18 protein-coding genes are annotated in these 26,116 nt (G+C 71.3%); 11 read left to right on the top strand and 7 right to left on the bottom strand.

Annotated elements, in window-relative coordinates:
- Positions 1–101 precede the first annotated feature (101 nt).
- Positions 102–752 carry a hypothetical protein gene (locus EDF46_RS05775; RefSeq protein ID WP_123505344.1) on the bottom strand — a complete coding sequence of 217 codons (651 nt, stop codon included), beginning with the start codon at positions 750–752 and terminating at the stop codon, positions 102–104.
- 226 nt (positions 753–978) lie between these two features.
- Between EDF46_RS05775 and EDF46_RS05770 the strand changes: the two genes are divergently transcribed.
- Entirely contained in the window at positions 979–1,515 is a 537-nt protein-coding gene (locus EDF46_RS05770) for a MarR family winged helix-turn-helix transcriptional regulator (protein WP_199738219.1), read from the top strand.
- A 108-nt stretch (positions 1,516–1,623) separates the two neighbouring features.
- Here the strand turns inward: EDF46_RS05770 and EDF46_RS05765 are convergent, their stop codons facing one another.
- A complete protein-coding gene (locus tag EDF46_RS05765; protein WP_123505343.1) occupies positions 1,624–4,059 on the bottom strand; it encodes a right-handed parallel beta-helix repeat-containing protein in 2,436 nt (811 codons plus the stop codon).
- Positions 4,060–4,271: 212 nt separating this feature from the next.
- Between EDF46_RS05765 and EDF46_RS05760 the strand changes: the two genes are divergently transcribed.
- Positions 4,272–5,603: a hypothetical protein gene (locus EDF46_RS05760; protein ID WP_148061153.1), complete on the top strand. Its 1,332-nt coding sequence runs from the start codon at positions 4,272–4,274 to the stop codon at positions 5,601–5,603.
- On the opposite strand, the gene EDF46_RS05755 is transcribed toward EDF46_RS05760, so the two are convergent.
- Positions 5,590–7,173, bottom strand: coding sequence for a glycosyltransferase family 39 protein (locus EDF46_RS05755; protein WP_123505341.1), 1,584 nt, complete (start codon positions 7,171–7,173; stop codon positions 5,590–5,592). The two genes, EDF46_RS05760 and EDF46_RS05755, sit on opposite strands and share 14 nt — an antisense overlap.
- A gap of 73 nt (positions 7,174–7,246) precedes the next feature.
- Here EDF46_RS05755 and EDF46_RS05750 point away from each other — a divergent pair, with 73 nt between their 5' ends.
- The 4 genes from EDF46_RS05750 (at position 7,247) to EDF46_RS05735 (ending at position 15,841) form a co-directional block, all read left to right on the top strand.
- The gene (locus tag EDF46_RS05750) at positions 7,247–7,912 is read left to right on the top strand and encodes a hypothetical protein (protein WP_123505340.1); all 666 of its coding nucleotides are present in this window, start codon (positions 7,247–7,249) and stop codon (positions 7,910–7,912) included.
- A 237-nt stretch (positions 7,913–8,149) separates the two neighbouring features.
- The gene (locus EDF46_RS05745) at positions 8,150–13,369 is read left to right on the top strand and encodes a PKD domain-containing protein (RefSeq protein WP_123505339.1); all 5,220 of its coding nucleotides are present in this window, start codon (positions 8,150–8,152) and stop codon (positions 13,367–13,369) included.
- A gap of 16 nt (positions 13,370–13,385) precedes the next feature.
- The gene (locus tag EDF46_RS05740; RefSeq protein WP_233579897.1) at positions 13,386–14,429 is read left to right on the top strand and encodes a glycosyltransferase; all 1,044 of its coding nucleotides are present in this window, start codon (positions 13,386–13,388) and stop codon (positions 14,427–14,429) included.
- Entirely contained in the window at positions 14,426–15,841 is a 1,416-nt protein-coding gene (locus EDF46_RS05735; protein WP_233579896.1) for a lipopolysaccharide biosynthesis protein, read from the top strand. Before EDF46_RS05740 ends, EDF46_RS05735 begins: the two co-directional genes overlap by 4 nt.
- Here EDF46_RS05735 and EDF46_RS05730 read toward each other — a convergent pair.
- Positions 15,813–17,027, bottom strand: coding sequence for a hypothetical protein (locus tag EDF46_RS05730; protein WP_233579895.1), 1,215 nt, complete (start codon positions 17,025–17,027; stop codon positions 15,813–15,815). The genes EDF46_RS05735 and EDF46_RS05730 overlap by 29 nt on opposite strands.
- A 47-nt stretch (positions 17,028–17,074) precedes the next feature.
- Here EDF46_RS05730 and EDF46_RS05725 point away from each other — a divergent pair, with 47 nt between their 5' ends.
- A complete protein-coding gene (locus tag EDF46_RS05725; protein ID WP_123505338.1) occupies positions 17,075–18,055 on the top strand; it encodes a glycosyltransferase family 2 protein in 981 nt (326 codons plus the stop codon).
- A gap of 35 nt (positions 18,056–18,090) precedes the next feature.
- On the opposite strand, the gene EDF46_RS05720 is transcribed toward EDF46_RS05725, so the two are convergent.
- From EDF46_RS05720 to EDF46_RS05710, 3 genes are all read right to left on the bottom strand, one after another.
- Entirely contained in the window at positions 18,091–19,578 is a 1,488-nt protein-coding gene (locus tag EDF46_RS05720) for a polysaccharide biosynthesis tyrosine autokinase (protein WP_123505337.1), read from the bottom strand.
- Between the two features lie 156 nt (positions 19,579–19,734).
- Entirely contained in the window at positions 19,735–20,511 is a 777-nt protein-coding gene (locus EDF46_RS05715) for a putative protein N(5)-glutamine methyltransferase (RefSeq protein WP_123505336.1), read from the bottom strand.
- A gap of 20 nt (positions 20,512–20,531) precedes the next feature.
- Positions 20,532–21,008, bottom strand: coding sequence for a VOC family protein (locus EDF46_RS05710; protein WP_123505335.1), 477 nt, complete (start codon positions 21,006–21,008; stop codon positions 20,532–20,534).
- A 125-nt stretch (positions 21,009–21,133) separates the two neighbouring features.
- Here EDF46_RS05710 and EDF46_RS05705 point away from each other — a divergent pair, with 125 nt between their 5' ends.
- From EDF46_RS05705 to araA, 4 genes are all read left to right on the top strand, one after another.
- The gene (locus tag EDF46_RS05705; RefSeq protein WP_233579894.1) at positions 21,134–22,132 is read left to right on the top strand and encodes a substrate-binding domain-containing protein; all 999 of its coding nucleotides are present in this window, start codon (positions 21,134–21,136) and stop codon (positions 22,130–22,132) included.
- Positions 22,133–22,241: 109 nt separating this feature from the next.
- Positions 22,242–23,855, top strand: a complete 1,614-nt coding sequence (locus EDF46_RS05700) for a xylulokinase (RefSeq protein WP_123505334.1) — start codon at positions 22,242–22,244, stop codon at positions 23,853–23,855.
- Positions 23,852–24,559 (top strand): L-ribulose-5-phosphate 4-epimerase, encoded by a 708-nt coding sequence (locus tag EDF46_RS05695; RefSeq protein ID WP_123505333.1) that lies wholly within the window; start codon positions 23,852–23,854, stop codon positions 24,557–24,559. Before EDF46_RS05700 ends, EDF46_RS05695 begins: the two co-directional genes overlap by 4 nt.
- Positions 24,556–26,070: an L-arabinose isomerase gene (gene araA / locus EDF46_RS05690; RefSeq protein ID WP_123505332.1), complete on the top strand. Its 1,515-nt coding sequence runs from the start codon at positions 24,556–24,558 to the stop codon at positions 26,068–26,070. Before EDF46_RS05695 ends, araA begins: the two co-directional genes overlap by 4 nt.
- The last annotated feature ends 46 nt before the right edge of the window (positions 26,071–26,116 follow it).

Here is a 26,116-nt window from a genome sequence, read left to right as displayed (position 1 = left end):
CGGGGTGATGCGTGCCCGGGCGGTCCGGGCTGGAGGTGCGAGCCGACCGAGTGGGCGGCTGGCTCGCGCCGGGGAGCAGGGCGAGCTCGAGGCTGTGCCTACTAGCTCGAGTAGGTCCAGGTGAGGGGAAGCGAGGCGGCCAGGCCCTGGTAGGTGTTGCCCGCGGTGGAGGGCAGGGTGACGGCGAAGCTGAAGCCGGTGGTGGCGCCGGCGGCCTGCGTCGGGAGGGCGATGGCGCCGCCGGCGGCGAGAGCCGTCAGGGTGCCCGAGAAGACGGTGGCGCTGGTGGTCGTGTTCGTGACGACGACGGTCAGCTTGGAGCAGAGGTCGGTGGCGGTGCCGTTGAGCGAGCCGTTGTTCGACTGGGTGCAGGAGGAGCCGGGGGTCAGCGTGAAGGTGTTCGCGGTGACGGTGCCGGTGTTCTTGATGGTGATGGGGGTGGTGACCGTCTGGCCGGGGATCATCGTGGTCGAGCCGCCGAACTTGTTGATGGTCGCGCAGGTCGCCGTGTTGGTCGAGACCGTGCCGCCGTCGGTGGAGGAGCAGGTGACCGTGGCACCGGAGTTCTGCTCCTGCATGGTCAGCGCGCCGGTGGCGGTGGTGTTGGTCGAGTTCTGGATGCTGGCCACGAAGCCCGACAGCGTGCCGGACATGGAGACGGAGAGGAGGACCGCTCCGAGGACGCCCGTCGCGATGGCGAGAGGAGCAAATCGGAGACGCTTGGCCTTCGCGGCGTGCAGGTTGCTGGACATTTCGGAACCCCTTGGGTGGTCTGGTAGTGGGCGGCAGCGAGCCGCTTGGTGAGTGGTCTTTGCGAGCTGGTTGATTACTCGATTGTGAAGCTACTCAATGATGTGGTTACTCATTCATCGACACAAACCCCCACTAGTGGGGCAAATCCGGCACCCGTCCGACTGCGAATATAAAGATGCGCACTTTTCACCAGAAGTGAGCTACCCCTCTATCCAGGAGACCCTCGTGACCCGAGATCCCGCAGCGCTCGCGCTGAGCGCAGCCGACGCCGACGACTTCGAGCCGACCCTGTCGGCCGACACCCCGGTCGTCCGCGAGATCGCCCACGCCATGGCCGAGACCGACGCCGCGCACCGGCGCCTCCGTGCCGTCTTCGCCGCGAGCGTCGGGCTCAGCCCCCTCGAGTTCAACGCCCTCATGCACGTCGGCGAGAGAGGCGACACGACGCCGAAGCTCCTGGCCGCCCACCTCGACATCACGACCGGCGCCATCACCGCTCTGACCGACCGCCTCGTGGGTGCGGGCCTCGTGGGGCGCACCCCGAACCCGAACGACCGCCGCAGCCTCCTGCTCTCGCTCACCGAGACCGGGGCGCGCGCGAGAGACACGATGTACACGCAGTACCACGAGGCCATCGCCCGTGCTCTGCAGGGCGGCACCGGGCTCGAGGCCGGCGACATCACCGCGCTGCTCGACCGGACCGCCGAGGCGATCACCGCCACGGCCGACGCGATCGAGGCCGTGCCCGTCCTTCCGCACTGAGCGCGACCCGACACGACGACGGCGCCGCCCGGACCTCGGTCCGGGTGGCGCCGTCGTCTGCAGAGGGCGCAGGAACTCGGGGTGGCCGGTTCCGGCAGGCAGCGCGACCTAGTCGACGGCCCCGATCCAGCGCGTGCCGGTGGGGACGCCGACAGCCGCGGCGATGTCGGCCGGCATGGGGGAGGCCGTGCCGGTGGAGGCCGCGATCTGCGTCGTCATGACCGAGAGGGCCTGGATGTCCGAGGTCTGCAGGTTCTTCCACCTGCTGTCGACCGCGGAGGCGAGGGCGTCCGGGCTGTCGTAGGAGGTGAAGGACTGGTCGGTCGAGGAGTAGCCCCAGGCGACCAGGACGGATTGCGCCCTCGAGGTGCGCCGGTTGAACAGGTTGCCCGTGATGGTGATCTTCTTCGCGGGGGCGTTGAGAGCGTAGATCTGGAAGCCCGTGCCCGCACCGAAGGCGTTGTTCTCGACGTCGATGTCCTTCGTCACCCAGGGGACGGTGGGGTCGGGCACCGGCCGCTGCTTGTCGTGGCCCGGCACCGACAGGTCGGACGCGAGTCGTGAGTCCTGGTGGATCTTGATGCCGAACACCGTCGAGGCTCCGATGGAGTTGTTCCAGACGCGGACGTCGCCGGTGTTGAGGATGTAGACGGGGGCCTTGCCGCCGGTGAGCACGTTGTCGGCGACGATGGCCTTCTGCGACAGCTCCAGCTCGACGTTGGCCGTCGTGTTGCCGGTCGCGGTGTTGCCGGCGACGACGATGTCGTAGCACGACTCGTCGAACCAGATTCCCGTCGTCCAGTTGTCGTTGACCTGGTTGTTCGTGACGGTCACGCCGCGCGACCGCGTGATCTTGAAGCCGCCGGCGACGGGGGCCGCCTTGAAGTGCGACGAGTTGTTGTCGTCGACGACGGAGTTGGTGAGGGCGAAGCCGTAGCCGGCGTTGACGCCGATCCCGAGCAGGCCGGAGCGGACGACTGTGAGGTGGTCGAGGGTGCCGCCGGCGGCGGAGTTGTTGAGGCCGATCCAGGCGCTGTCCTCGACGACGAGGTTGCGTGCCGTCACGTTGGCGCCCGCGAGGCGGACAGCCCCGATGGAGACCTGCTGGCTCGCGTAGCGCCGGACGCCGAAGCCGCGCACGGTGGAGTTCGGAGAGAGCACGGCGAGGGCCTGGCTGAGGTTCGACACGCGGACCTCCTGACCGGACGGGTCGGAGCCGATGGTGACGGTACCCGCAGAGGAGTCGACTGCGAAGGTGCCGGCGGTGACCTGCGAGGTCTTGGCGACCTGGGTCAGCTGCGCCCCGTTGACGAAGACCTGGTCGAAGCGCGCGGCCAGAGGCGCGGCGGAGTCGACGTAGCCGGGGTTGTCGGCGATGCCGTCGATGACGCTGGAGGGGAAGAAGCTCCACGGGGTCGTCCACGTCGATCCGGACTTCGTCCACGCCGTGACGCGCTTGGAGCCGTCGAACCAGACGGCCTCGTGAGGGTAGGCCTGGATGGTGATCGACTTGGACGCCGGCACGGAGACGGACTCGTTGTAGGTGCCGCCGCGGATCACGACCGTGTCGCCCGAGGTGGCCTTCGACACGGCGGCCGCGACAGTGCGCAGCGGGGAGGCCAGGGTCCCGGAGCCCGAGTCGCTGCCCGAGGTCGAGACGATCACCGCGCCCGAGGCGGGGACGGCGTAGTCGGATGTCCCGACGGCGGCCGAGCCGCGCGTGGGGCGCGCGGCCGACTCGACGGGCGTGGTGGTGGCCGGCGACTCGTCGGCGTCCGTGGGCACGCTGGGGTTGCTGACGACGGTGAAGTTGTCGAGGGTCGACGAGATGGCCTTGGCGTTGAAGCCGGACGAGTACAGCCACCAGCCGGCGGTGCCGGCCTTCGTGATGCGCTTGGACGAGGTGTCCGTCGTGTCGAGCTGCCAGTCCGGCACGGCATCGCCGTCGAGGGACGCCCGCCCGAGGATGCGCACCTCGGTCGTGCCGGTGATCTGGAACTGCAGTCGCACCTCGGAGCCCTTGGCCACCTTGAAGGGAAGAGCGACCGTGTCGAGGTTGGTCTCGCCGGACGTCGTGAGGCGGGACACTGCGAGGACGGCCGAGCCCGACGACATCACGTTGAGGCGTCCGCGGTAGCGCGAGCCGTCCGACTGGCGGCGCAGCTCGAAGGCGTTGTACGTGCGGGCCGCCGTCGACGGCATGCCGATCAGCCCGACGGCGTTGACGTCGCGGAGGGAGAGCTTCTTCAGCGTCGCGGATGCCGCGGCGCCGCGGGCGAGCGACGAGAGCACGCCCCGACCCTGGGAGACGGAGAACCTCGTCGAGCCCGACTTCGAGAGCGACCAGGCGCCACCGAGGCTGGCGGTGCCCCAGCTCGACGAGAGCGTGCGGCCGCCGAAGCCGTCGTTGGCCACCACGGCGCCCTTGGCGGCGGCCGCCTGGGGGACGAGCAGGGCGAGCGCGAGTCCGACGACGAGGCCGGCGGCTGGGAACACCTTCGAGCGGCGGCTCGGGACGTCTTTCCGGTGGGCGCTTGTCGGCACGGGTGTCTCTCGATCTGTTCGATGCGGGGGCTGTTCAGCGGTTCATCTCGATGCGATCGGGCCCTCCGGCCCGCGTGAACGGGGCATGAACCCGATGAGTCATCAAGTATTCAGGGTTCGCCGCGGGCGGGGTAGACCCCGACAGGGTGTGGGCGCTCTGGGGGACAGAATGGGGGATTGCCGAGTGGTCATCAGGCCGTATGGTGGACGCCATGACCCTGACGACCCGAATCGCCAGCCAGTCGCCGACCCGCCTGATCCGCCAGGCCGCTGCCGAGCGCTCGCGCCATCGCGCCGTGCTCGCTGTCGCAGCCGCGTCGATCGTGGTCCTCGGCTGGCGCATCACCCTGCCCCAGGGCGTCGAGGTCGGCTGGATCGTGGCCGCGCTGCTCTCGCCCGTCTGGGTGCGCGCAGTGGGCCGCTACCGGTTCGGCTGGCTGCTCGTCTGCCTCTCGCTCGGGACGGCCGTCGCGGGTGTCTGGCTGCGTTTCGCCAACGCCGCGACCCACGGGACGAACGGCCTCGTCTTCACGACGCAGACCGGCATCATGATCGGCGCCGGGCTCTCGATCGGGCTGCTGCTGTGGGCGCGGACGCTGTTCTCGCCGTCGCTGGTCGCGATCCTGTTCGGAATCGGCCTTCTGATCGGCACCGACGTGCAGAACTCGGCGTTCCAGGGCAACCCGTGGAAGTTCGGCTTCTACTACCCCGTCGCCCTGATCGCGCTCGGCCTGGCCCACCTGACCCGACGCTGGTGGGTCGAGCTCCTCGTTCTCGTGGCGCTCATGCTGATGTGCGCGACGCACGACTTCCGCTCGTCGTTCGCCCTGCTGCTGCTCGCCGCGGTGCTCCTGATCGCGCAGCGCCCCGTGCTGCGGGTGCTCCACCGAGGGTCGACCCTTCTCGTGCTCCTCGGCATCGCGGTGGCGACCGTCGTCGTGACATTCGTCGGCCAGGCGGCGATCCTCGGCGGTCTGCTCGGGGCCGAGACGCAGGCCCGGTCGATCGCCCAGATAGAGACCTCGGGCAACCTCATCGTCGGATCGCGGCCGGAGCTGCAGGCGACGCTGGCCCTCATGCAGAACAGTCTGTGGGGCTTCGGCGCGGGGTCGGCCCCGACCGGCGCCGACATCGAGATCGCCAAGACCGGCATGCGCTCGATCGGGTACGACCCCGACAACGGCTACGTCAACGTCTACATGCTCGGCAACCACTTCGAGGTGCACTCGATCTTCGGCGACGTCTGGATCCAGTCGGGCCTCGTCGGCCTCGCCCTCATCGCGGCCCTGCTGGTGGTCCTGCTCGGGTCGACCAGCCGCCGCATCGCCCAGGGCACCGCACCCGCCGCGACTCTGCTGATGGTCGTGACGACGTTGTGGTTCGTGCCGTTCGGGCCGTGGTTCTCGTCGTCGCCGATCGTCGTGATCGCCGTGGCGCTGCTCCTCGAGGTCAAGCGCCGGGGCGGCGACGCCGACCGACCCCGCGAGAGCTCCGCGGAGCTGCCGCGGTGGAAGCGCGTCGCGCCGGGCCTCAGCCCCGACTGAACTCGAGCACGTCGGTCCGCGAGCCGTCCCAGACGGCCGTGCGGGTGAAGCCGGCGGTCCGCAGCACGGCATCGTCGGCGGCGCTCGCGGCGGCGCCGTAGTCGGCCGGTCGGAGCACCCAGACGCGGTCGACGCGGCTGAGCCGCTCGGACGCCCGCGCACCCCCGATCTGCCAGGACGTGCCGCGGAGGGTGTGATCCTGCGCCCCGGTCGTTCTGAGGGTCAGGTCGACGAGGCCGTCGAAGTCAGCCGGGTACACCGTGTCGACGTAGCGCTCCGAGCGCTTCACGACGGCCTGCCGGTTCGCCTCGAGGGGCGAGAAGTAGATGCCGTCGCCCTGGGCGGCACGATCGCCGACGATCGCCGCGGCCGCCGACCAGTCGGTGCCGCTCTTGCCCGTGACCTGCCGCTGCGACACGTAGACGGGTGCCGCCAGCACGATGACGGCCACGAGGGCGGCGAAGCGGAGCACGCGCGAGCCACGGCCGAGGCGCGGGCCGAGCTGCTCCAGCCCGAGCCCGACGAGCAGCGCGACGGCGGGGGCCGCGAAGGTGAAGTAGCGCGCGTTGTACAGCGGCGAGACGGCGACCGAGTAGGCGATGGCGACGACCGTGGGCACGATCGCGATCGGCACCACGACGATGACCGGGCGCAGGATCGCCGACCTCGCGGCACCCGAGGCCCGCGCGCCGCTCCTCCCGTCGCGCACGCACGCCCACGCCGCCAGGGCCCAGCAGAGGGCGGCGAGCACGACGGCCGCGACCGCCCACGCGGAGCGTCCCGAGTCGGAGCCGCCGTTGCCGGTCGGGGTGTCGCCGAGGAAGAACTGGTTGACGACCGCCTGCCGCAGCATGGTCGACAGGCCGATGGCGTTGTCGCCGAGCTGCGCCGACTGCCGCATCGACTCGAGGACGACCGGGGATGCGGCGAGGGCACCCGCCGCGGCGGCGATCAGCCAGGCGCCGCGGGTGCGCCAGGAGGTGTCGCGCAGCAGGAGCAGCGAGACGGCGTGCGCCACGACGAGCAGCGCGAGGTAGATGTTGAGGGCCACGCCGAGGGCGACGAGGACGCCGTAGACCACCCACCGCCACCGGCCCGACTCGAGGGCGCGGACGAGCACGACCGTCGCCCAGACGGCGATCGCGGCGCTGGGGCCGAACGAGCGCGCCTCCACGCCCATCCAGGTGATGCGCGGAAGCACGACCGCCACCGCGGCGGCCCAGAGGGCGGCCTCCGGGCGCTGGAGGGCACGGGCCAGGGCCCACACGCCGACCACGGCTATCCCCGCCGCCACCGCGCTGGGCAGCCGGAGGGCGACCGGCGAGAATCCGGCGATCGAGGTCCAGGCGTGCAGGAAGACGTAGTAGAGGGCGTGCACGGCGTCCTGCCCCTGGATCAGCTGCCACAGACCGCCCAGGCTGCGGTCGGCTGCCGACACGCTCGCGGCCTCGTCGGTCCACAGCGAGACGTTCCAGGAGCCGATGAAGGAGACGACCGCGCCCGCGACGAACAGGGCTGCCGGGACGACGGCGCGACGGGAGGAACGCGCATGCAAGGATGAGGGGGCCACGGTGCGGTCATGCTAACAGCAGGCGAGGGTCCCGAATCCCGACCCGGACGACCGCACCCCCGAAGGAGCAGCCATGGCCGACACCCCTCCCGCATCGCCGTCCCGGCGCACCGCCGTCATCGTCACGATCGTCGTCGTGGTGGTCGTCGCCGTCATCGCGGTTCTCGTCGTGCGGGCCCTGGGCCGCTCCGGCGACGACACGGCGACGCCCTCCGCGACGACGACGATCAACCCGACGCCCACGCCGACCGCGCCCGGCTACACCCCGGCGCCGACCGACTCGCCGAGCCCGTCGGCCAGCATCCCCGTGTCGACGCCCTCGGCGAGCGCGAGCCCGGGTGCCGAGGCCGAGGCCGTGCCGCTCACCACCACCGCGCAGCCCGTCTCCGGAGTCAAGGTCAGCGTCGGCGCGATCACCGCTGTCACGGGCAAGGGCAGCGGCATCGGCGAGATCGACGGTCCGGCGATCCGGTTCACCGTGACGTTCGTGAACGACACGAGCAAGGGCATCCCGCTGTCGTCGGTCGTGACGAGCGTCACGCATGGCAGCGACGACGCCCCCGCCAATGAGCTGGTGAGCGTTCGCAAGGACTTCCCGTCGGCTCTGGCGGCCGGTAAGACCGCTAGGGCGACCTACACGTTCACGCTGGCGAAGGCCGACCGGAGCGACGTGCGGATCCTCGTCGACTACTACGTCGGCGTTCCCATCACGGTCTTCGCGGGCTCGGCTCCGCATTAGATCGGGTCCGCCAAAGGGGGGACCCCCCTTTAAGGGGGGTATGGCACCCGAGCGGGGGTCAGCTAGTGTTCTGAGAACGGTGAGAACCCGAAAATCCTCACCTTCTGCCAAGTCAACGATGCAGTCGCACCTGGCGCAGCACCACCGCACGTACCCGAAGCTCGTGCGAACTTCACGTGAACCCGTCGGTCCCCAGCCGCCGGGCGAGCGGCTTACCCGAATCAGTGAGGCACCCCCATGGGGATTTCCCTGCCCTCGCGTCTGCGTGCCCCCAGCATCGCAGCCGCCGCAGCCATCGTCCTGAGCAGTGTCATCGTCGCCTCCCCGGCGCTGGCCGACTCGAACCCGACGGACCCGACCAACCCGTCGACGCCCACCACGGTGACCGCGGACGCGCTGGCCGCACCGCAGATCAACGGCGTGGTGTGGTCGCAGAAGATCGTCGGCAACACGGTCTACGCGGGCGGCGACTTCTCGACGGCGCAGCCTGCCGGCGCGGCCTCGGGCGTGAGCACTGTGACGCGCACGGACCTCCTCGCGTACGACATCACGACGGGTGCCCTCAACACCGGCTTCGCGCCGTCCATCAACGGCGCGGTGAAGGCCGTCGCGGCATCGCCCGACGGCAGCATCATCTACATCGGCGGCACGTTCACGACCGTCAACGGCGTCAGCCGCAGCCGCCTCGCCGCGCTGAACGCGACCACGGGCGCGCTCATCACGACGTTCAACCCGGCCCCCAACTACACCGTCGCGGCCATCGTGCCCACGGCCAGCACCGTCTACTTCGGCGGTTCGTTCGCCAGCGTCGGCAAGTCGACCCGTGGCAAGCTCGCCGCGGCATCGGCCGCCACCGGGGCCGTCACCGCCTGGGCGCCCGTCGCCGACGGCGGCCAGGTCACCTCGATGGCGATGTCGCCCGACGGCACCAAGATCATCGTCGGCGGCGGCTTCACGACCGTCAACGGCTCGAGCAACCCGGGCTACGGACTCGCCGCCCTCGACACCTCCGGCGCGCTGCTCCCGTGGAACGGCAACAACCTGATCCGCAACGGCGGCACGCAGGCGTCGATCACCAGCCTCACCGCCTCGGCGAGCGGCCTCTACGGCTCCGGCTACGTCTTCGGCGCCGGCGGCAACCTCGAGGGCTCCTTCCGCGCCGACTGGGCCACCGGCAACCTCGTCTGGGTCGAGGACTGCCACGGCGACACCTACTCCACCGCCGTCACCGACACGGCCGAGTACATCGCCGGCCACCCGCACTACTGCGGCAACATCGGCGGCTTCCCGCAGACCTCGCCCACGTGGACCTTCCACCGCGGCCTCGCGTTCAGCATCGCCGCGACCGGCACTGCGACGGCCGACCCGTACGGCTACTACAACTACGCCGGCAACCCGACCCCGAGCCTGCTCAACTGGTTCCCCGACTTCAACACCGGCACCTTCACCGGTCAGAGCCAGGGCCCGTGGAGCGTCGCGGCGAACAACAACTACGTCGTCTACGGCGGCGAGTTCACCACTGTCAACGGCGTCCGCCAGCAGGGCCTGGTCCGCTTCGCGGTCAAGGCGCTCTCCGCGAACAAGCGCGGACCTCAGCTGAGCGGCGCGAACTACACCCCCAAGGTCGTCTCGCTCGCCTCGGGCACCGCGCGCGTCAGCTTCGCCGCCAACTACGACCAGGACTCCGGCACCCTGAAGTACGAGGTCTACCGCAACAACAACCAGACCACGCCGGTCTACAAGGTGACGGCCGACTCCAGCTTCTACAAGCAGCCGTCGCTCGGGTTCGTCGACACCGGCCTGACGCCGGGACAGACCTACTCGTACCGGGTGCGCGCGACCGACCCCGAGGGCAACACCGTGATCGGCGACACGGTCTCGGTGGTGGCCAGCAGCTCGGCGCCGTCCTCCTACGCCCAGACCGTGGCGTCGCAGGGCGCCTCGTCGCTCTGGCGCCTCGACGAGGCCAGCGGCACCACCGTCTACGACAACGTCGGCTACACCGACATGGTCGCCGGCTCGGGTGTGACCCGCGGCGCGACCGGAGCGACGACGATCGACGGCGACTCCGCGTCCACCTTCGACGGCACCGCGAACGGCCTCGCCGCGACGCAGTCGGCCGTCGCCGGCCCGCAGACCTTCTCGGTGGAGGCCTGGGTGAAGACGACCTCCACCACCGGCGGCAAGATCGTCGGCTTCGGCAACTCCTCCACCGGCACGTCGACCTCCTACGACCGTCACCTGTACCTCGACCCGAGCGGCACCGTGAACTTCGGCGTCTACAACGGCAACACGCAGGTGCTCACCAGCCCGACGGCCGTGAACGACGGCCAGTGGCACCAGGTCATCGGCACGCTGTCGTCGTCCGGGATGCAGCTCTTCGTCGACGGCAAGCGCGTCGGCAGCCGGACCGACACCACCAGCGCCCAGGACTACAGCGGCTTCTGGCGCATCGGAGGCGACTCGTCCTGGAACGGCGACAACTTCCTGAAGGGCTCGATCGACGACGTCTCGGTCTACCCGACGGCGCTGACCACGTCGCAGGTGAACAACCAGTACGTCGCGGCCGGCTACCCGTCGCAGCTCAACTCCGCGCCGACCGACACCTACGGCGCCCGCGTCTTCAGCGACTCGCCCGTGCTCTACTACCGCCTCGGCGACTCGAGCGGCACGACCGCGAAAGACAGCTCGCTCGCCGGCTCGAACGGCACCTACACCGGCGGCGTCACGAAGGGCGCGACCGGCGCCCTGGCCGGCAACTCCGACACGGCCGCGACCTTCGACGGCTCGTCCGGCCAGGTCAACTCGACCCAGTCGTTCAACGATCCCGAGGTCTACTCCGAGGAGGCCTGGTTCAAGACGACCACGACCACCGGCGGCAAGATCGTCGGCTTCGGCTCGTCGCAGACCGGTCAGTCGGGCTCGTACGACCGCCACGTGTACATGCAGGACAACGGACAGCTCGTCTACGGCACCTACACCGGCACGACCAACACGATCACCACGGCGGGCTCCTACAACGACGGAACCTGGCACCAGGTCGTCGCGACGCAGTCGTCGGCGGGCCTCAAGCTCTACGTCGACGGCGTGCTCCAGGGCACCAACGGCGCCACTCAGGCGCAGCCGTACACCGGCTACTGGAAGATCGGCGGCGACACCACCTGGGGCTCCTCCAGCGCCTACTTCCAGGGCTCGATCGACGAGGTCGCGATCTACGACACCGCTCTGAGCGCGTCCACCGTCAGCGCCCACTACGCGCTCGGCACGGCCGGTGCGGTGAACGTCGCCCCGACGGCGTCGTTCAGCTCCAGCGTGTCGAACCTGACCGCCTCGTTCGACGCCTCGGCCTCCAGCGACTCCGACGGAACCGTCGCGAGCTACGCCTGGGACTACGGCGACGGATCGAGCGGCACCGGCAAGACGCCCAGCCACACCTACGCCACGGCCGGCACCAAGACGGTCACCCTCACGGTGACCGACGACAAGGGCGCCACCGCGACCTCGACCGCCCAGGTCGTCGTCACGGCACCGCGCGTCAACGTCGCCCCGACGGCCTCGTTCACCACCGCGGTGACCGACCTCTCGGCAGCGTTCGACGCCTCGGCCTCGAGCGACTCCGACGGCACCGTCGCGAGCTACGCCTGGGACTTCGGGGACGCAGGATCGTCCACCGCCGTCAAGCCGACCCACGCCTACACCTCGGCCGGCACCTACAAGGTCAGGCTCACGGTCACCGACAACGACGGCGCCACCTCGTCGTCGACCGCTCAGGTGACGGTCACGGCTCCGCGTGTCAACCAGGCTCCGACGGCCGCGTTCACCGCGACCACGACGAACCTCGGCGTCTCGGTCGACGCCGCGGCCTCGACCGACTCGGACGGCACCGTGGCCCAGTACGCCTGGGACTTCGGAGACGGCTCGACCGCGAGCGGCCCGACGGCGTCGCACTCGTACGTCTCGGCCGGCACCTACACGGTCACGCTGACGGCGACCGACAACGAGGGCGCCACCGGCACCCTCACGAAGTCGGTCACGGTCGCCCCGCCGGCCAACGTGCCGCCTACCGCGTCGTTCACGACCTCGGCGAACGCCCTGGTCCTCTCGGCCGATGCCTCGGCGTCGGCTGACACGGACGGCACGATCGCCTCGTACGCATGGACGTTCGGCGACGGAGGCACGGCCACCGGCAAGACGCCGAGCCACACCTACGCGGCAGCCGGCACCTACGCGGTCAAGCTCACCGTCACCGACAACCAGGGCGCCACCGGCACCTCGACCTCCTCGGTCGTCGTGACGAAGGCTCCGAACGTCGCCCCGACCGCGTCGTTCACGCAGTCGACGACGGGCCTGAAGCTGACGGCGGACGGCTCCGGCTCGTCCGACCCGGACGGCACGGTCGCCTCGTACTCGTGGACGTTCGGCGACGGCGGCACGGCGTCGACGGCCAACCCGACCCACGCCTACGCCTCGGCCGGCACGTACTCGGTCGCGCTGACGGTGACGGACAACGACGGCGGCACGGCGACGAGCACCCAGCAGGTCACGGTGACGGCTCCGGCCAACCAGGCTCCGATGGCGTCCTTCACCACCTCGACGTCCGGCCTCACCCTGACGGCCGACGGCTCGGGATCGTCCGACCCCGACGGCACCATCGCCTCGTACGCGTGGACGTTCGGAGACGGCGGCACCGCGACGACGGCGAAGCCCACCCACGCCTACGCCACCGGCGGCACCTACACGGTGACGCTCAAGGTGACCGACGACAAGGGCGCGACCAACACGTCCACGGCGACAGTCGCCGTCACCGCTCCGGCGAACCTGCCCTTCTACCTCGACTCGTTCAACCGGACGGTCTCGGGTGGATTCGGCACGGCGGACACCGGCGGGGCATGGACCGCGGTCGGCTCGGCCAGCGCCCTCTCGGTCGCACCGGGCGCCGGCGCGATCACCCTCTCGAAGGCGGGCGCCCAGGCCGGTGCGCAGCTGATGACCAGCCCTCAGGCGAACACCGACCTGCAGGCCCGGTTCCAGCTCGACAAGGCGGCCACCGGCGGCGGCACGTTCATCTACGTCTCGGGTCGACGCGTCGACGCGAACAACGAGTACCGTGCCACGCTCAAGCTGACGCCGACCAACACGGCCACGCTGACGCTGACGGCGATCTCGGGAGGCGTCGGGACGAACCTCGGCAGCACCGTGACCGTCCCCGGCACCTTCGCGGCCGGCGCCAACGTCACCTTCCGGATGCAGGTCACCGGCACCAGCCCGACGACCATCAAGCTCAAGGCCTGGCTGACGGGGACCCCGGAGCCCAGCGCGTGGCAGTTCACGCAGACGGACTCCAGCTCGGGAATCCAGGCGGCCGGCGGGATCGCGGTCCAGGGCTACGTCTCCGGCAGCGCGACGAACGCCCCGCAGAAGCTCTCGGTGTCGCAGCTCAGCGCCTTCAAGCCCTGAGGTCCGAGCCCTGACAGTGAACAGCAGCAGCACTCGGGGGCGGGCGGGAGGACTGACCGTACAGCAGTCCTTCCCCCGGCCCCGGCCCACCACCAACCCGTACCTCCGGCAGCTGGCCGACGCCATCGGCAGCCAGCCGGGGGTGCGGGTCCTCCCGTTCTCGTGGCGGTCCGCCCTGCTGGGGCGGTACGACGTGTTCCACGTGCACTGGCCCGAGATTCTCGTGACCGGCGCCAGCCCGACGAAGACGCTCGTGCGCCAGCTGCTCACGCTGCTCCTGGTGGCCCGGCTGGCGGTCCTCCGCCGGCCGATCGTGCGGACTTTGCACAATCTGACGCCGTGGGAGGGCCTCGACGGCCGGCGCGCAGCGCTGGTGCGGCTGATCGAGCGCCGCACGGCGCTCGTGGTGCTGCTGAACGACCTGACGCCCGTTCCTCGGCGCACCCTCTCGGCGCTCGTGCCGCACGGCCACTACCGCGACTGGTACGACACGTCGGCGGCGCCCGGCGAGGGAGAGCCCGGCCGCGCCGCGTTCGTCGGCCTGATCCGTCCGTACAAGGGCGTCGAGAGCCTCGTCGAGGTGTTCCGCTCGGTGCCCGGCGAGGTGGCGCTCGCCGTGGCCGGGAAGCCGGCGAGCCCTGAGCTCGCTTCGAGACTGCAGGAACTCGCCTCCGGAGACCCGCGTGTCGAGCTCGACCTGCGCTACCTGGACGACGTCGATCTGGTGGCCGCGGTCCGTCGTGCCCGCCTGGTGGTGCTGCCGCACCGGGGGATGCACAACTCGGGCAGCGCCCTGGCCGCGCTGAGCCTCGATCGGCCGGTGCTCGTTCCGGCGAACGAGGTCAACGAGCGGCTCGCCCGCGAGGTGGGGGAGCAGTGGGTGCGGCAGTACGATGGCGATCTCGACGCGGCGGACATCGCCGCGGCGCTCTCGGCCGCCGAGGGCATCGCCGCCGGGGAGCGGCCCGACCTGTCGAACCGCGAGTGGCCGGCGGCGGGCCGGGCCCACGTCGAGGCCTACCGGACAGCGATCGCACGAGCGAGGGGGAGACGCCAATGAGTCAGGACGCACCCGCGCGCCCGTCGACGACGCCGGCGGCCCCGTCGAAGAAGGGCGGCGGCTCCGGGATGCGCCAGGTCGGGTCGACCGCCGCGATCAAGGTCGTCGTCATGGGCGTCTCGGGGATCCTCGGCATCATCACGAGCCACCTCATCATCGGCCACTTCGGCACCGCCGCCTACGCGCAGTACGGCCTCCTCACCTCCTTCCCGCAGCTGCTGCCGTTCGCCGACCTGGGCATCGCGGCCGTCGTCATCAACTCCGTCGCCGGGTCGGAGAAGCCGAGCACCGACGAGGCTGTGCGCCGGACGCTGATCACGGCGTTCCGCGTGCTGTTCACGGCGGGCGGCGTCATCCTGCTGGCGGCCACCGTGCTGACGGTCTTCGACCTGTGGCCGCGGCTGCTCGGCGACGGACTGCTGCCCGGCGGCGGGCTCACCGCAGGGCTCTGCCTGGCGGTCTTCAGCATCGTGATCCCCATGACCATCGGGCAGCGGATCCTGATCGGACTCCGCAAGACGACCACGCAGGTCGCGAGCCAGACGGTCGTCGCGCCGTTCATGATCCTGGTGATCGGCTCGTTCGTGCTGCTCGCCGTGCCCGCCGGCAACTTCCTCTCGATCGTCTCGTACGTCGCGAACGGCCTGGTCTCGGTCATCTGCCTGGTCATCGCCTGGCGCGTGCTGTCGCCCCAGGTCAAGGAGTCGCTCAAGAACGTCTTCCGCCCGCGCCGGTACCCGAGCGTCAAGATCATGAGCGTCGCGTGGCCGATGATGCTGCAGTCGCTGATCCTGCCGATCGCCATCCAGAGCGACCGGGTGCTGCTGTCGCACCATTCGGGCTCGGAGCAGCTGGCTCAGTACAACCTCGCGGCGCAGCTGTTCGGCATCGTCCTGCAGACGATCAACGCGGCAGGCGTCGCCCTCTGGCCGATCTACACGAGGGCGCGCGCCCAGGGCCGCGTCGAGTCGCCGTACAAGGCGGTCGTCTACTTCCTGATCGGCGGACTCGCCGTCGGCGGTGCGCTCGTCGCGGTGTCGCCGTGGCTGGTGCGCTTCGTCTCGGGCGGCAGGATCGTGCTGCCGACGGCGCTGCTGATCGGGTTCCTCGGCTACATCGCCATCCAGGCGGCGAAGTACCCGCTGACGATGTACATGACCGACAAGCGGGGGATGACCTTCCAGGTGGTGCCCATCCTGATCGGCGTGCCGCTCAACCTGGCGCTGTCGTGGTTCCTGATCACGCCCTTCGGCGCCGCCGGCCCGATCATCGGCTCGCTCATCATGGTGGCGCTGTGCCAGCTGCTGCCGAACCTCTGGTTCGTCGAGCGCGACCTCCGCAGGCGGCGCGCAGAGCTGGCCGCCGCAGCGGAGCAGGCCCCGGTCACGGAGGCGGAGGGGACTTCGCGGTGACGTGCCAGACGAAGAGCGTCCAGACCGACTGGACGACGATCAGCACCACGACGATCGCGACCCGGTAGACGCGCGAGCGCGGCAGCGCCAGTGCTCCGATCAGCGGGAAGACCGGCATCAGCAGGCGGATCGTCGACGACTGCGGGTAGAAGACCGCGAACAGGTACGCCAGGTAGGCGAACGTCCAGAGGCGGAGGTCGACGCCGAGGCGGCGGACGGCCGGCACGAACAGCGCGGCCACGCACGCGAGCATGAAGACGGCGACCGCTACCAGGCCGACGACTCCCGCCCGGTGCTCGCCCGCCGCGAACCAGCCGGTGAACGGCAGGAACTCGGTGTGGCCGATCGCGGCGGCACGCCAGGCGAGCTCGGTGTCGGTGTAGGCGCTCGGCACCCCGGTGACCGCGCCCGCGATGACCGGCCAGGCCAGGCCCGCGACGAGGCCGGCCAGCGTGGCGATCGCGGCGGAGACGAACTCCCGGAGCGGGAACGGGTCGTCGCGGCGTCGGTACAGCCGGTAGAGGATGTGCAGGCCGAGGAAGAACGCGAAGGCGATCTCGCCGGGGCGCGTGAAGGCCATCACGACGGCGACCGGCAGCACCAGCCAGTACTGCCTCTTCAGCGCGAACAGCAGGCCCGCGGCGATCAGCAGGGCGCCCAGCGACTCGGCGTAGGCGACCTGGAAGAGCAGCGACACGGGGTTGAGCGCGAGCAGCGTCGCCCCGAACAGGGCGGTGCCCGCCGATCCGGTGACGCGGAGCAGGATGCGGTGGAAGACCAGCAGTGTCCCCGCGCCCGCCAGGACGGAGACCGAGACCGCGACCACGTCGAACGGCAGGGTGGTGATGGTCATCAGCGCCTTGATGACGTACGGGTATCCGGGCAGGAACGCCCAGGCGTTGGTGACCGCGTGACCGGCGTCGTCCACCGGGAGCGTCGTCGGGTAGCCGCTCTCGACGATGCGGCGGTACCAGACGCCGTCCCAGATGACGGAGTACTCGAGCAGGCCCGGGCGCGCGCCGGTGAAGGGGTTCGCCCCCTGGCGCAGCGTGCCGACGAGGAGCACGGCCGTCGTCAGCACGCGCGAGAGCGCGTAGACGACGAGGACGCAGAGCCACCAGGGCAGGCGCTGCCAGAGCGGGACCGCGGTCGCGGCCCGCTCGGTCGTCATCGCGGTCGTGCTCATTCGTTCTCCTTCTCGACCCGGGCGCGGGATGCGCCATGATCGTCTGTATGACGAAACCCGCGGCGTCCCAGGACGCCGAGCGCCCCGAATCGCTCACCATCGCCGTTCTGACCTTCCGCCGGCCCGACGACCTCGACGCCGTCCTGCCCCAGCTCGTCGAGCAGGCGCGCACCACCGCGCCGCTGGGCATCGCATCGCGCGTGCTGGTCGTCGACAACGACCCCGAGGGCTCTGCGCGCGACCAGGTGGCTCGGCTCGCCGCCGACGCGGGCGACGTGACCGTGGCCTACTCGCACGAGGCGGAGCCGGGCATCGCCGCGGCCCGGAACCGGGCGCTCGACGACAGCGGAGACTCCGACCTGCTCGTCTTCATCGACGACGACGAGCGGCCGAGCGCGAGCTGGCTGGTCGACCTCGTGCAACTCATGCTGGCGGAGGGCGTCGCCGCCACGGTCGGCCCCGTGATCTCGGAGTATTCGATCACGCCCGACCCGTGGATCGTCGCCGGCCGCTTCTTCGACCGCCGACGCCTGCCGACCGGCACGGAGGTCGACGTCGCGGCGACGAACAACCTGCTGCTCGACCTGCGCGCGATCCGCGCCCTGCGACTCGGCTTCGACCGCTCGCTCGGCACCATCGGCCGCTCGGACACCGTCTTCACGCGGACGATCGTGCAGAACGGCGGCCGCATGCTCTGGTGCGACGAGGCCGTGGTGACGGACGTGGTGCCGCCGCATCGGCTGACGCGGCAGTGGGTCGTGCAGCGGGCGTTCTCGAGCGGCAACGGCTGGAGCCTCACGTCGCTCCTGCTCACGCGCCACATCGGCTTCGGGGCGCGCCTCGCGCTGCGGGTCCGCCTGACGGCGAAGGGCGTCGTGCGCCTCGCCGGCGGGCTCGCCCGGGTCGCTCTCGGCACCGTCGCCAGGTCTCTCGGCCAGCGCGCGCGCGGCGTGCGCACCATGGCGCGCGGCGCGGGCATGGTCACCGGCGCGTGGGGCCACCGGTACCAGGAGTACCGCCGCAGCTGACCTCGGCGTCGCTGCCTCCGGCGCGGGAGCCACGGTCAGTCGTTCGTCGTGGGCTTCGGCTTCGCCGCAGTGCCCCGAGGGGTGCGGGCGGTCGACGGCGTGGTCCGCGGGGCAGGCGCTTTCGTCGCGGGGGTCTCGACGACCGGCGCCACCGGGGCCTCGGCGGGTGCCGGGGGCGCGGTGGGGGCGGAGGGGGTCTGCCGCGTCGGGGCGTCGACCGGAGCGCGCCCGCCGACCTCCGAGAGGACGACGCCGGTGACGTACGCGTCGACGGCCTCGAGCTGCTCGACGACCTCGGTGAGCTGCTGCCGCCTCGTGCTGCGGGCTGACGCGACCACGAGGGTCGAGTCGACGGCTCGCGAGAGGGTGAGCGCGTCCGCGAACTCGAGCGCCGCGGGGGCGTCCACGACGATGAGGTCGTACGCGTCGGCGAGCGTCGCCAGGGTCTCGGCCAGGACCGGGCGGCCGAGGGCGAAGTGCGGGTTCGACTGGACGGCTCCGGCCGGGAGCACGTCGACTCCGTCGCGCCACTCGACAATCGCCTCGGCCGCGGGGACGGCACCCGAGAGGACGTCGGCGAGGCCGCGCGCGTCGGTCGTCGCGGTCAGCTCCGAGATGCGGCGGGTGCGGAGGTCGGCGTCGACGATCAGGACGCGGGCACCTCGCTCGGCCGACGCGAGGGCCACGTTCAGCCCGACCTCGGCGGCGGGGACGCCGGTCGTGACCGGCGCGACCAGGACCGACGTCGCGCCCTCGGGCCCGGCGAACGGGAGGGTGGCGCTGACGCGGCGGTAGTCCTCGGCCAGCGGCGACTGGGCGCCGTCCGCGACGACGATGCCGGGGACGTGGTCGGCCGAGCGGCGGACGGTGCCGATGACGGGCGCGGCCGAGGCGCGCTCGACGTCGACCGTGGTCCGGAGACGGGTGTCGACGACGGCGCGGACGACCGCGACGATGATGCCGAGCAGGAGGCCGATGACCAGACCGGACGCGATGATCAGAGGCCGGTTCGGGCCGCTGGGCGAGGTCGGGGTGTCGGCCGTCGCGATGACGGTCATCGACACCTGCGGGGCGCCCGTGGAGCTGACCGGAGAGAGCTCGATCGTCACGGTGCGCAGCGAGTCGGCGATCGCGTTGGCGATGGCCGCCGCGGAGGTGGCCGACGACTCGGTGACGACCACCTGGACGATGACGGTGTCGAGGGGGTTGGTCGCGGCGACGTGCGTGGCGAGCTTCTCGGCCGTGGTGCTCAGGCCGAGCTCGTCGATCACCGGGTCGAGCACCTTGGGCGACGCCGCCAGCTTGGTGTACGACGCGACGAGGTTCTGGGTGTACTGCGACCCCTGCGAGAGCTGGTCGGTCGTGGCGCCCTGCGGCGTCGACACGAACACGGAGGTCGTCGCCTCGTAGCTGTCGCCGCGGGCGAACGCATAGGCGGCGCCGGCGGCGCCGCCGACGATGACCAGTACGAGAATGAGAGCCCAGCTCTTGAGCAGGGCCTTCCAGTAGTCGTGGGCTTCCATTGCGGTCGCTCCCCCTTCGGTTCTACGGGGCCGGGGCTAGGCGCCGAGCCTTCGGGTGCTCGTGCCATCTCGCCCAGCGGTCTCCCGGAAGTGCAGACCTGCGAATCCGTCTCAGCTTACGGCACCCGAGCGACGCTCAGGAGGGTCGCTCGGGCGTCACGCGGCCCCCGAAGTGGGGTGACGCGAGCCGGTCGCGCACACGGCGTCGAGCTCGTCGTCGCGCACGATCCCGGCCGCGAACCCCGCCGTCGACAGATGCCCGACGGTCGTCACGGCCTGCCGCTCGCTCGTCTCCACGACCAGCAGTCCGCCGGGTGCGAGCCACTCCGCTGCCTCGCCGGCAATTCGCGCCTGGATCGCGGTGCCGTCCTGCCCGCCGTCGAGCGCGGCAAGAGGCTCGAAGTCGCGCGCCTCGGGCGGCATGAAGGCGACCTCGCCCGACGGCACGTACGGGGCGTTGGCGATGACGACGTCGAAGCGGCCGCGAAGCGAGCCGGGCAGGGGCGCGAACAGGTCGCCGCAGAGCACCCGGTCGGCGGCGCGCAGGTTGGTGCGGGCGCAGTCCGCCGCTCGGGGGTCGACGTCGCTCGCCCACACCTCGGCGTCGGGTCGGGCAGCCTCGACGGCGGATCCGGCGGCCCCGGTCCCGCAGCAGAGGTCGAGCACACGCGGCGAAGCCGTCGCGTCGACGTGGCGGAGCGCCACCGCGACGAGCAGCTCGGTGCGGCGGCGCGGCACGAAGACGCCGTCGGCCACCCTGATCTTCAGGCGCAGGAACTCGGCCCACCCCACGACCACCTCGAGCGGCCGCCCGCTCTCGCGCTCGGCGAGCATCCCCTCGAGCCGCCCGCCGTCTTCGCCCGCCTCGGACACGAGCAGCGCCGCCTCCTCCTCCGCGAAGACGCAGCCGGCCGCCCGCAGGCGCGCCGTCACCGCCGCGAGGCCCGGCGCGGTCAGGCGCCCACCGCGTCCATGGCGCTCTCGAAGTCGGCGATCACGAGCTTCTTCATGCCCATCATCGCCTGCATCGCGGCCTGGGCCCGCGCGGGGTCGGGGTCACCCAGGAAGCCCGGCATCTGCACCGGAACGATCTGCCACGCCATGCCGAAACGGTCGTGCAGCCACCCGCACTGCGACTCCTCGCCGTCCTTCGTCAGGGCGTCCCAGAAGTAGTCGACCTCGGCCTGGTCGGCGCACGAGACCTGGAACGACACCGAGTCCGTGAAGCCGGCGTCGTAGCCGTTGATGAGGGTGAAGGTCAGGCTCCCGATGCGGATCGTCGCCGCGAGCAGGGTGCCCTCGGGGGTGTCGAAGCCCGGTCCCCAGCGGTCGGCCGACAGCACCTCGCTGTCGTCGAAGATCGAGGAGTAGTAGTCGAGCGCCTCTTCGGCGTTGCCGCCGTACAGGAGCGCGGGATTGATCGTCGTCATGGCTGCCTCCCGGCGTCGCTGCGGATTCAGGCCGGCTGCACTGCCGCGCCTGCCGCCCAGGATGGCACGATCCGGGTGCGTCCGCTTCTCCTGATTCCGCACCGCGCGCCTCTAGACTCGGCGGCGTGGCGAACATCTTCGACGTGGCGTCCGAGGCGGGGGTCTCGCACCAGACCGTGTCGCGCGTCGTCAACGGCGACCCGAACGTCCGTCCCGCCACCCGCGCCCGCGTCGACGCCGCCATCCTCAAGCTGAACTACCGGCCGAGCGCCGCGGCCCGCGCCCTCGCGAGCCGCAAGACCCGCGCTCTCGGCCTCATCTCGGCCGGCGGCACCCTGTTCGGCCCCGCCAGCACGATGCAGGGGTTCGACGGCGCCGCCCGCCAGGCGGGCTACCAGGTGTCGATCGCCACGATCCCGCCCGACGACCAGGCCGAGGTCGGTGCGGGGATGCGCGCCGCGATCGACGCCCTGATCGGCCAGAACGTCGAGGCCATCGTGCTCATCGCTCCCGACACCGGCTCGATCGAGGCCATCCGCAAGATCGACCTCCGCGTGCCGCTGGTCACCGCCGATGCGAGCCCTGACGACGGCCTCGTCTCCGTGGCGCTCGACCAGTTCGGCGGGGCGGTCCTCGCCACCGAGCACCTCGCCTCCCTCGGCCACGAGCGCATCGTCCACGTCGGCGGCCCTGTCGCGTGGAACGACGCTCGCGAGCGGGAGCGCGGCTGGCGCGACGCCCTGGTGCGGCTCGGGCTGCCGCAGGCCGACGTCTACCGCGGCGACTGGACGGCCGCGAGCGGCTACGCCATCGGCCACCAGCTGCCCGACGACGTGACCGCCGTGTTCTGCGCCAACGACCCGACCGCGCTCGGCGTCCTGCACGCCCTCTCCGAGCGGGGCATGGACGTCCCCGGGAGGGTGAGCGTGGTGGGGTTCGACGACATCCCCGACGCGGCGCACTTCATCCCGCCGCTGACGACGGTCCGGCAGGACTTCACGGCGCTGGGCCGCCGCATCATGCTGACCGTCGAGGGGCTGCTGGCGCCGGGCGACGCCGAGCCGCTGCCGGCGCTCGAGCCGACGCTGGTCGTGCGCGAGTCGACGGGGCCGGCGGCGAGGTGAGCGGGCGGGGCGGGGCAGTTCCTGCGCCACATGCCGGGGAGCTTCACAAAGTGAGCGCTCACATGGCAGACTGAGGGCGCACGCCCACCGAAGACAAGGACGTCTCCACATGACGACACCCCGCGAACTGATCGCCGCCGGCGATGCCACCCTCGGCATCGAGTTCGGCTCCACCCGCATCAAGGCCTGCCTCGTCGGCTCCGACCTGGCCACCCTCGCCACCGGCAGCCACGAGTGGCAGAACGAGTACGTCGACGGCCGCTGGACCTACTCGGTCGACTCCGTCTGGTCGGGGCTCCAGGCCGCGTACGCCGACCTCGTCGCCTCCGTGCGCGAGCAGTACGGCGTCGACCCGCAGAGCTTCGCCGGCATCGGCATCTCGGCGATGATGCACGGCTACGTGGCGCTCGACGACAGGGCCGAGCTGCTCGTGCCGTTCCGCACCTGGCGCAACTCGTCGACCGGCGAGGCCGCGGGCGCACTGACCGAGGCGCTGGGCTTCAACATCCCGCTCCGCTGGTCGGTCGCGCACCTCTACCAGGCCGTGCTCGACGGCGAGGAGCACGTCGACCGCCTCGCCTCGCTCACCACCCTCGGCGGGCTCGTGCACCGCGCGCTCACCGGCGAGAACGTGCTGGGCGTCGGCGACGCGTCGGGCATGTTCCCCATCGACCCGGCCACGCGCGACTACGACACGGCCCACCTCGATCGGGCGCAGGAACTCCTCCGGCACCACGCCCCGTCGATCCACCTCGCCGAGCTCCTCCCCGCCGTGCTCGTCGCCGGGGCCGACGCCGGCTCGCTGACGCCCGCCGGCGCCGCCCTCCTCGACCCGTCGGGCACCCTCCAGCCGGGGTCGCCGTTCTGCCCGCCCGAGGGCGACGCGGGCACCGGGATGGTCGCGACGAACTCCGTCGCGCCCCGCACCGGCAACGTCAGCGTCGGCACAAGCATCTTCGCCATGGTCGTGCTCGACTCGCAGCTGACGAGCGTGCACCCCGAGCTCGACGTCGTCACGACGCCCGCGGGCGACGCCGTCGCGATGGTGCACTGCAACAACGGGGCCAGCGAGATCGCCTCCTGGGCACGCGTGTTCGGCCGTTTCGGCGAGGTCGCGGGCACGACGCTCTCGGCCGACGACGTCTACGCCGCCCTGCTCGACGAGGCGCTGGCCGGCGACGCCGACGCGGGCGGCCTGCTGTCGTACAACTACCTGTCGGGCGAGCCCGTCACCGGCGTCGAGGACGGCCGGCCGCTGCTCGTCCGCACGCCCGAGAGCCGCTTCACCCTCGGCAACTTGATCCGCTCCGAGCTGTACGCGGCCTTCGCGACGCTGAGCATCGGCATGGAGGCGCTCGACGACGAAGACGTCCGCGTCGAGCGGCTGCTCGCCCACGGCGGCCTCTTCCGCACCGCCGGCGCCGCGCAGCAGCTGCTCGCCGCCGCGGTCGGCGTGCCCGTGGCCGTCGAGACCACCGCCAGCGAGGGCGGCGCCTGGGGGATCGCGGTGCTCGCGGCCTACCTGCGCCGCGCCGCCGACACGTCGCTCAGCGACTTCCTCGACGACGAGGTGTTCGCGTCGTCCGACGCCGTGACGGTCGACCCGCAACCGGCCGACGTCGCCGGCTTCGCCGCCTACCTCGACCGCTACCGCGCGGCTCTGCCGCTCCAGCGCGCGGCGGCCGCCGCCACCCCCATCACCTCGAAAGGCACCGCTTCATGACCGATCTCGACGCTGCGATCCAGCGCACCCGTGAGCAGGTCGCCGCCCTGCACTCCGAGCTCACCCGCTACGGCCTCGTCATCTGGACCGGCGGCAACATCTCGGGCCGCGTGCCCGGCGCCGACCTGTTCGTGATCAAGCCCTCGGGCGTCTCGTACGACGAGCTCACCCCCGAGAACCAGATCCTCTGCGACCTCGACGGCACCGTCGTTCCCGGCACCCCGGGCAGCGAGCGCTCGCCGTCGTCCGACACCGCCGCGCACGCCTACGTCTATCGCAACATGCCCGAAGTGGGCGGAGTCGTGCACACGCACTCGACCTACGCGACCGCCTGGGCCGCCCGCGGCGAGGAGATCCCCTGCGTCATCACGGCCATGGCCGACGAGTTCGGCGGGCCCATCCCGATCGGGCCGTTCGCGATCATCGGCGACGAGTCGATCGGCGAGGGCATCGTCGCCACGCTGACCGGTCACCGCTCGCGCGCCGTCCTGATGCAGAACCACGGCGTCTTCACGATCGGCAGAGACGCCAAGGACGCCGTGAAGGCCGCCGTCATGGCGGAGGACGTCGCGCGCACCGTGCACATCTCCCGCCAGCTCGGCGAGGCCATCCCCATCCCCCGGGAGAGCATCGACGCTCTCTTCGACCGCTACCAGAACGTGTACGGGCAGCAGCCCGCCGCGTCGGAAGGAACCACGAAATGACCAAGCTGACCACCTCCCTCGACTCCTACGAGGTCTGGTTCCTCACCGGGTCGCAGGGCCTCTACGGCGAGGAGACCCTCCGTCAGGTCGCCGAGCAGTCGCAGGCGATCGCCACCGCCCTCGGAGACGCCGGCGTTCCCGTGAAGGTCGTCTGGAAGCCCGTGCTCACCGACTCCGACGCGATCCGGCGCCTCGTGCTCGAGGCGAACGCCCGCGACGAGGTCATCGGCCTCACCGCGTGGATGCACACGTTCAGCCCCGCCAAGATGTGGATCGCCGGCCTCGACGCCCTGCAGAAGCCCCTCCTGCACTTCCACACGCAGGCGAACGTCGAGCTGCCCTGGGGCGACATCGACTTCGACTTCATGAACCTGAACCAGGCCGCCCACGGCGATCGCGAGTTCGGCTACATCCAGACCCGCCTCGGCATCGCGCGCAAGACCGTCGTCGGCCACGTCTCCGACCCGCGCGTCGTCGGCCAGATCTCGACCTGGATGCGCGCCGCCGCCGGCTGGGCCGCGACCCGCTCGATGAAGCTCGCCCGCTTCGGCGACAACATGCGGAACGTCGCCGTCACCGAGGGCGACAAGACCGAGGCGGAGCACGTCTTCGGCGTCTCGGTCAACACATGGGGCGTCAACGAGCTGGCCGAGCGCGTCGCCGCGGCCGGGTCGGGCGACATCGACTCGCTCGTTCAGGAGTACCTCGACTCGTACGCGGTAGTTCCTGAGCTGCTGCCCGGCGCGGAGCGCCACCAGTCGCTGCGCGACGGCGCCGCGATCGAGCTCGGACTCCGGTCGTTCCTCGAGGAGGGCGGCTTCTCCGCCTTCACCACCAACTTCGAAGACCTCGGCGCGCTCAAGCAGCTCCCCGGGCTCGGCGTGCAGCGCCTCATGGCTGAGGGCTACGGCTTCGGCGGCGAGGGCGACTGGAAGACGGCGGTCCTGATCCGCGCGGCCAACGTGATGGGCTCGGGCCTGCCCGGCGGCGCCTCGCTGATGGAGGACTACACCTACCACCTGGTGCCCGGCGCCGAGAAGATCCTGGGTGCGCACATGCTCGAGGTCGCCCCGTCGCTGACCTCGTCGAAGCCGTCGCTCGAGATCCACCCCCTCGGCATCGGCGACCGCGAAGACCCGGTGCGCCTCGTCTTCACGGCCGACCCCGGCCCGGCCATCGTCGTGGCCCTGTCGGACATGCGCGACCGCTTCCGCCTCGTGGCCAACGTCGTCGACGTCGTCGCTCCGGACGCCGACCTGCCGCACCTGCCCGTCGGCCGCGCCGTGTGGGAGCCCCGCCCGTCGTTCGCCGTGTCGGCCGAGGCCTGGCTCACCGCCGGAGCCGCGCACCACACCGTCATGTCGACCGCCGTCGGCCTCGAGGCGTTCGAGGACTTCGCCCGCATGGCCGGCACCGAGCTCCTGGTCATCGACGAGCACACGACGCTGCGCGACTTCCGTCAGGCGGCCAACTGGAACGCGGCCTACTACCGGCTGGCGCGCGGCCTCTAGCCCTCGCTGCTCGACCGACACGCGACCCTCGACTTCGGGGGTCGCG

The organism is Frondihabitans sp. PhB188 (assembly GCF_003752365.1).
GTDB lineage: Bacteria > Actinomycetota > Actinomycetes > Actinomycetales > Microbacteriaceae > Frondihabitans.
The sequence above is the reverse complement of the archived record's forward strand: the minus strand, read 5'-3'. Positions and strand labels throughout refer to the sequence as shown.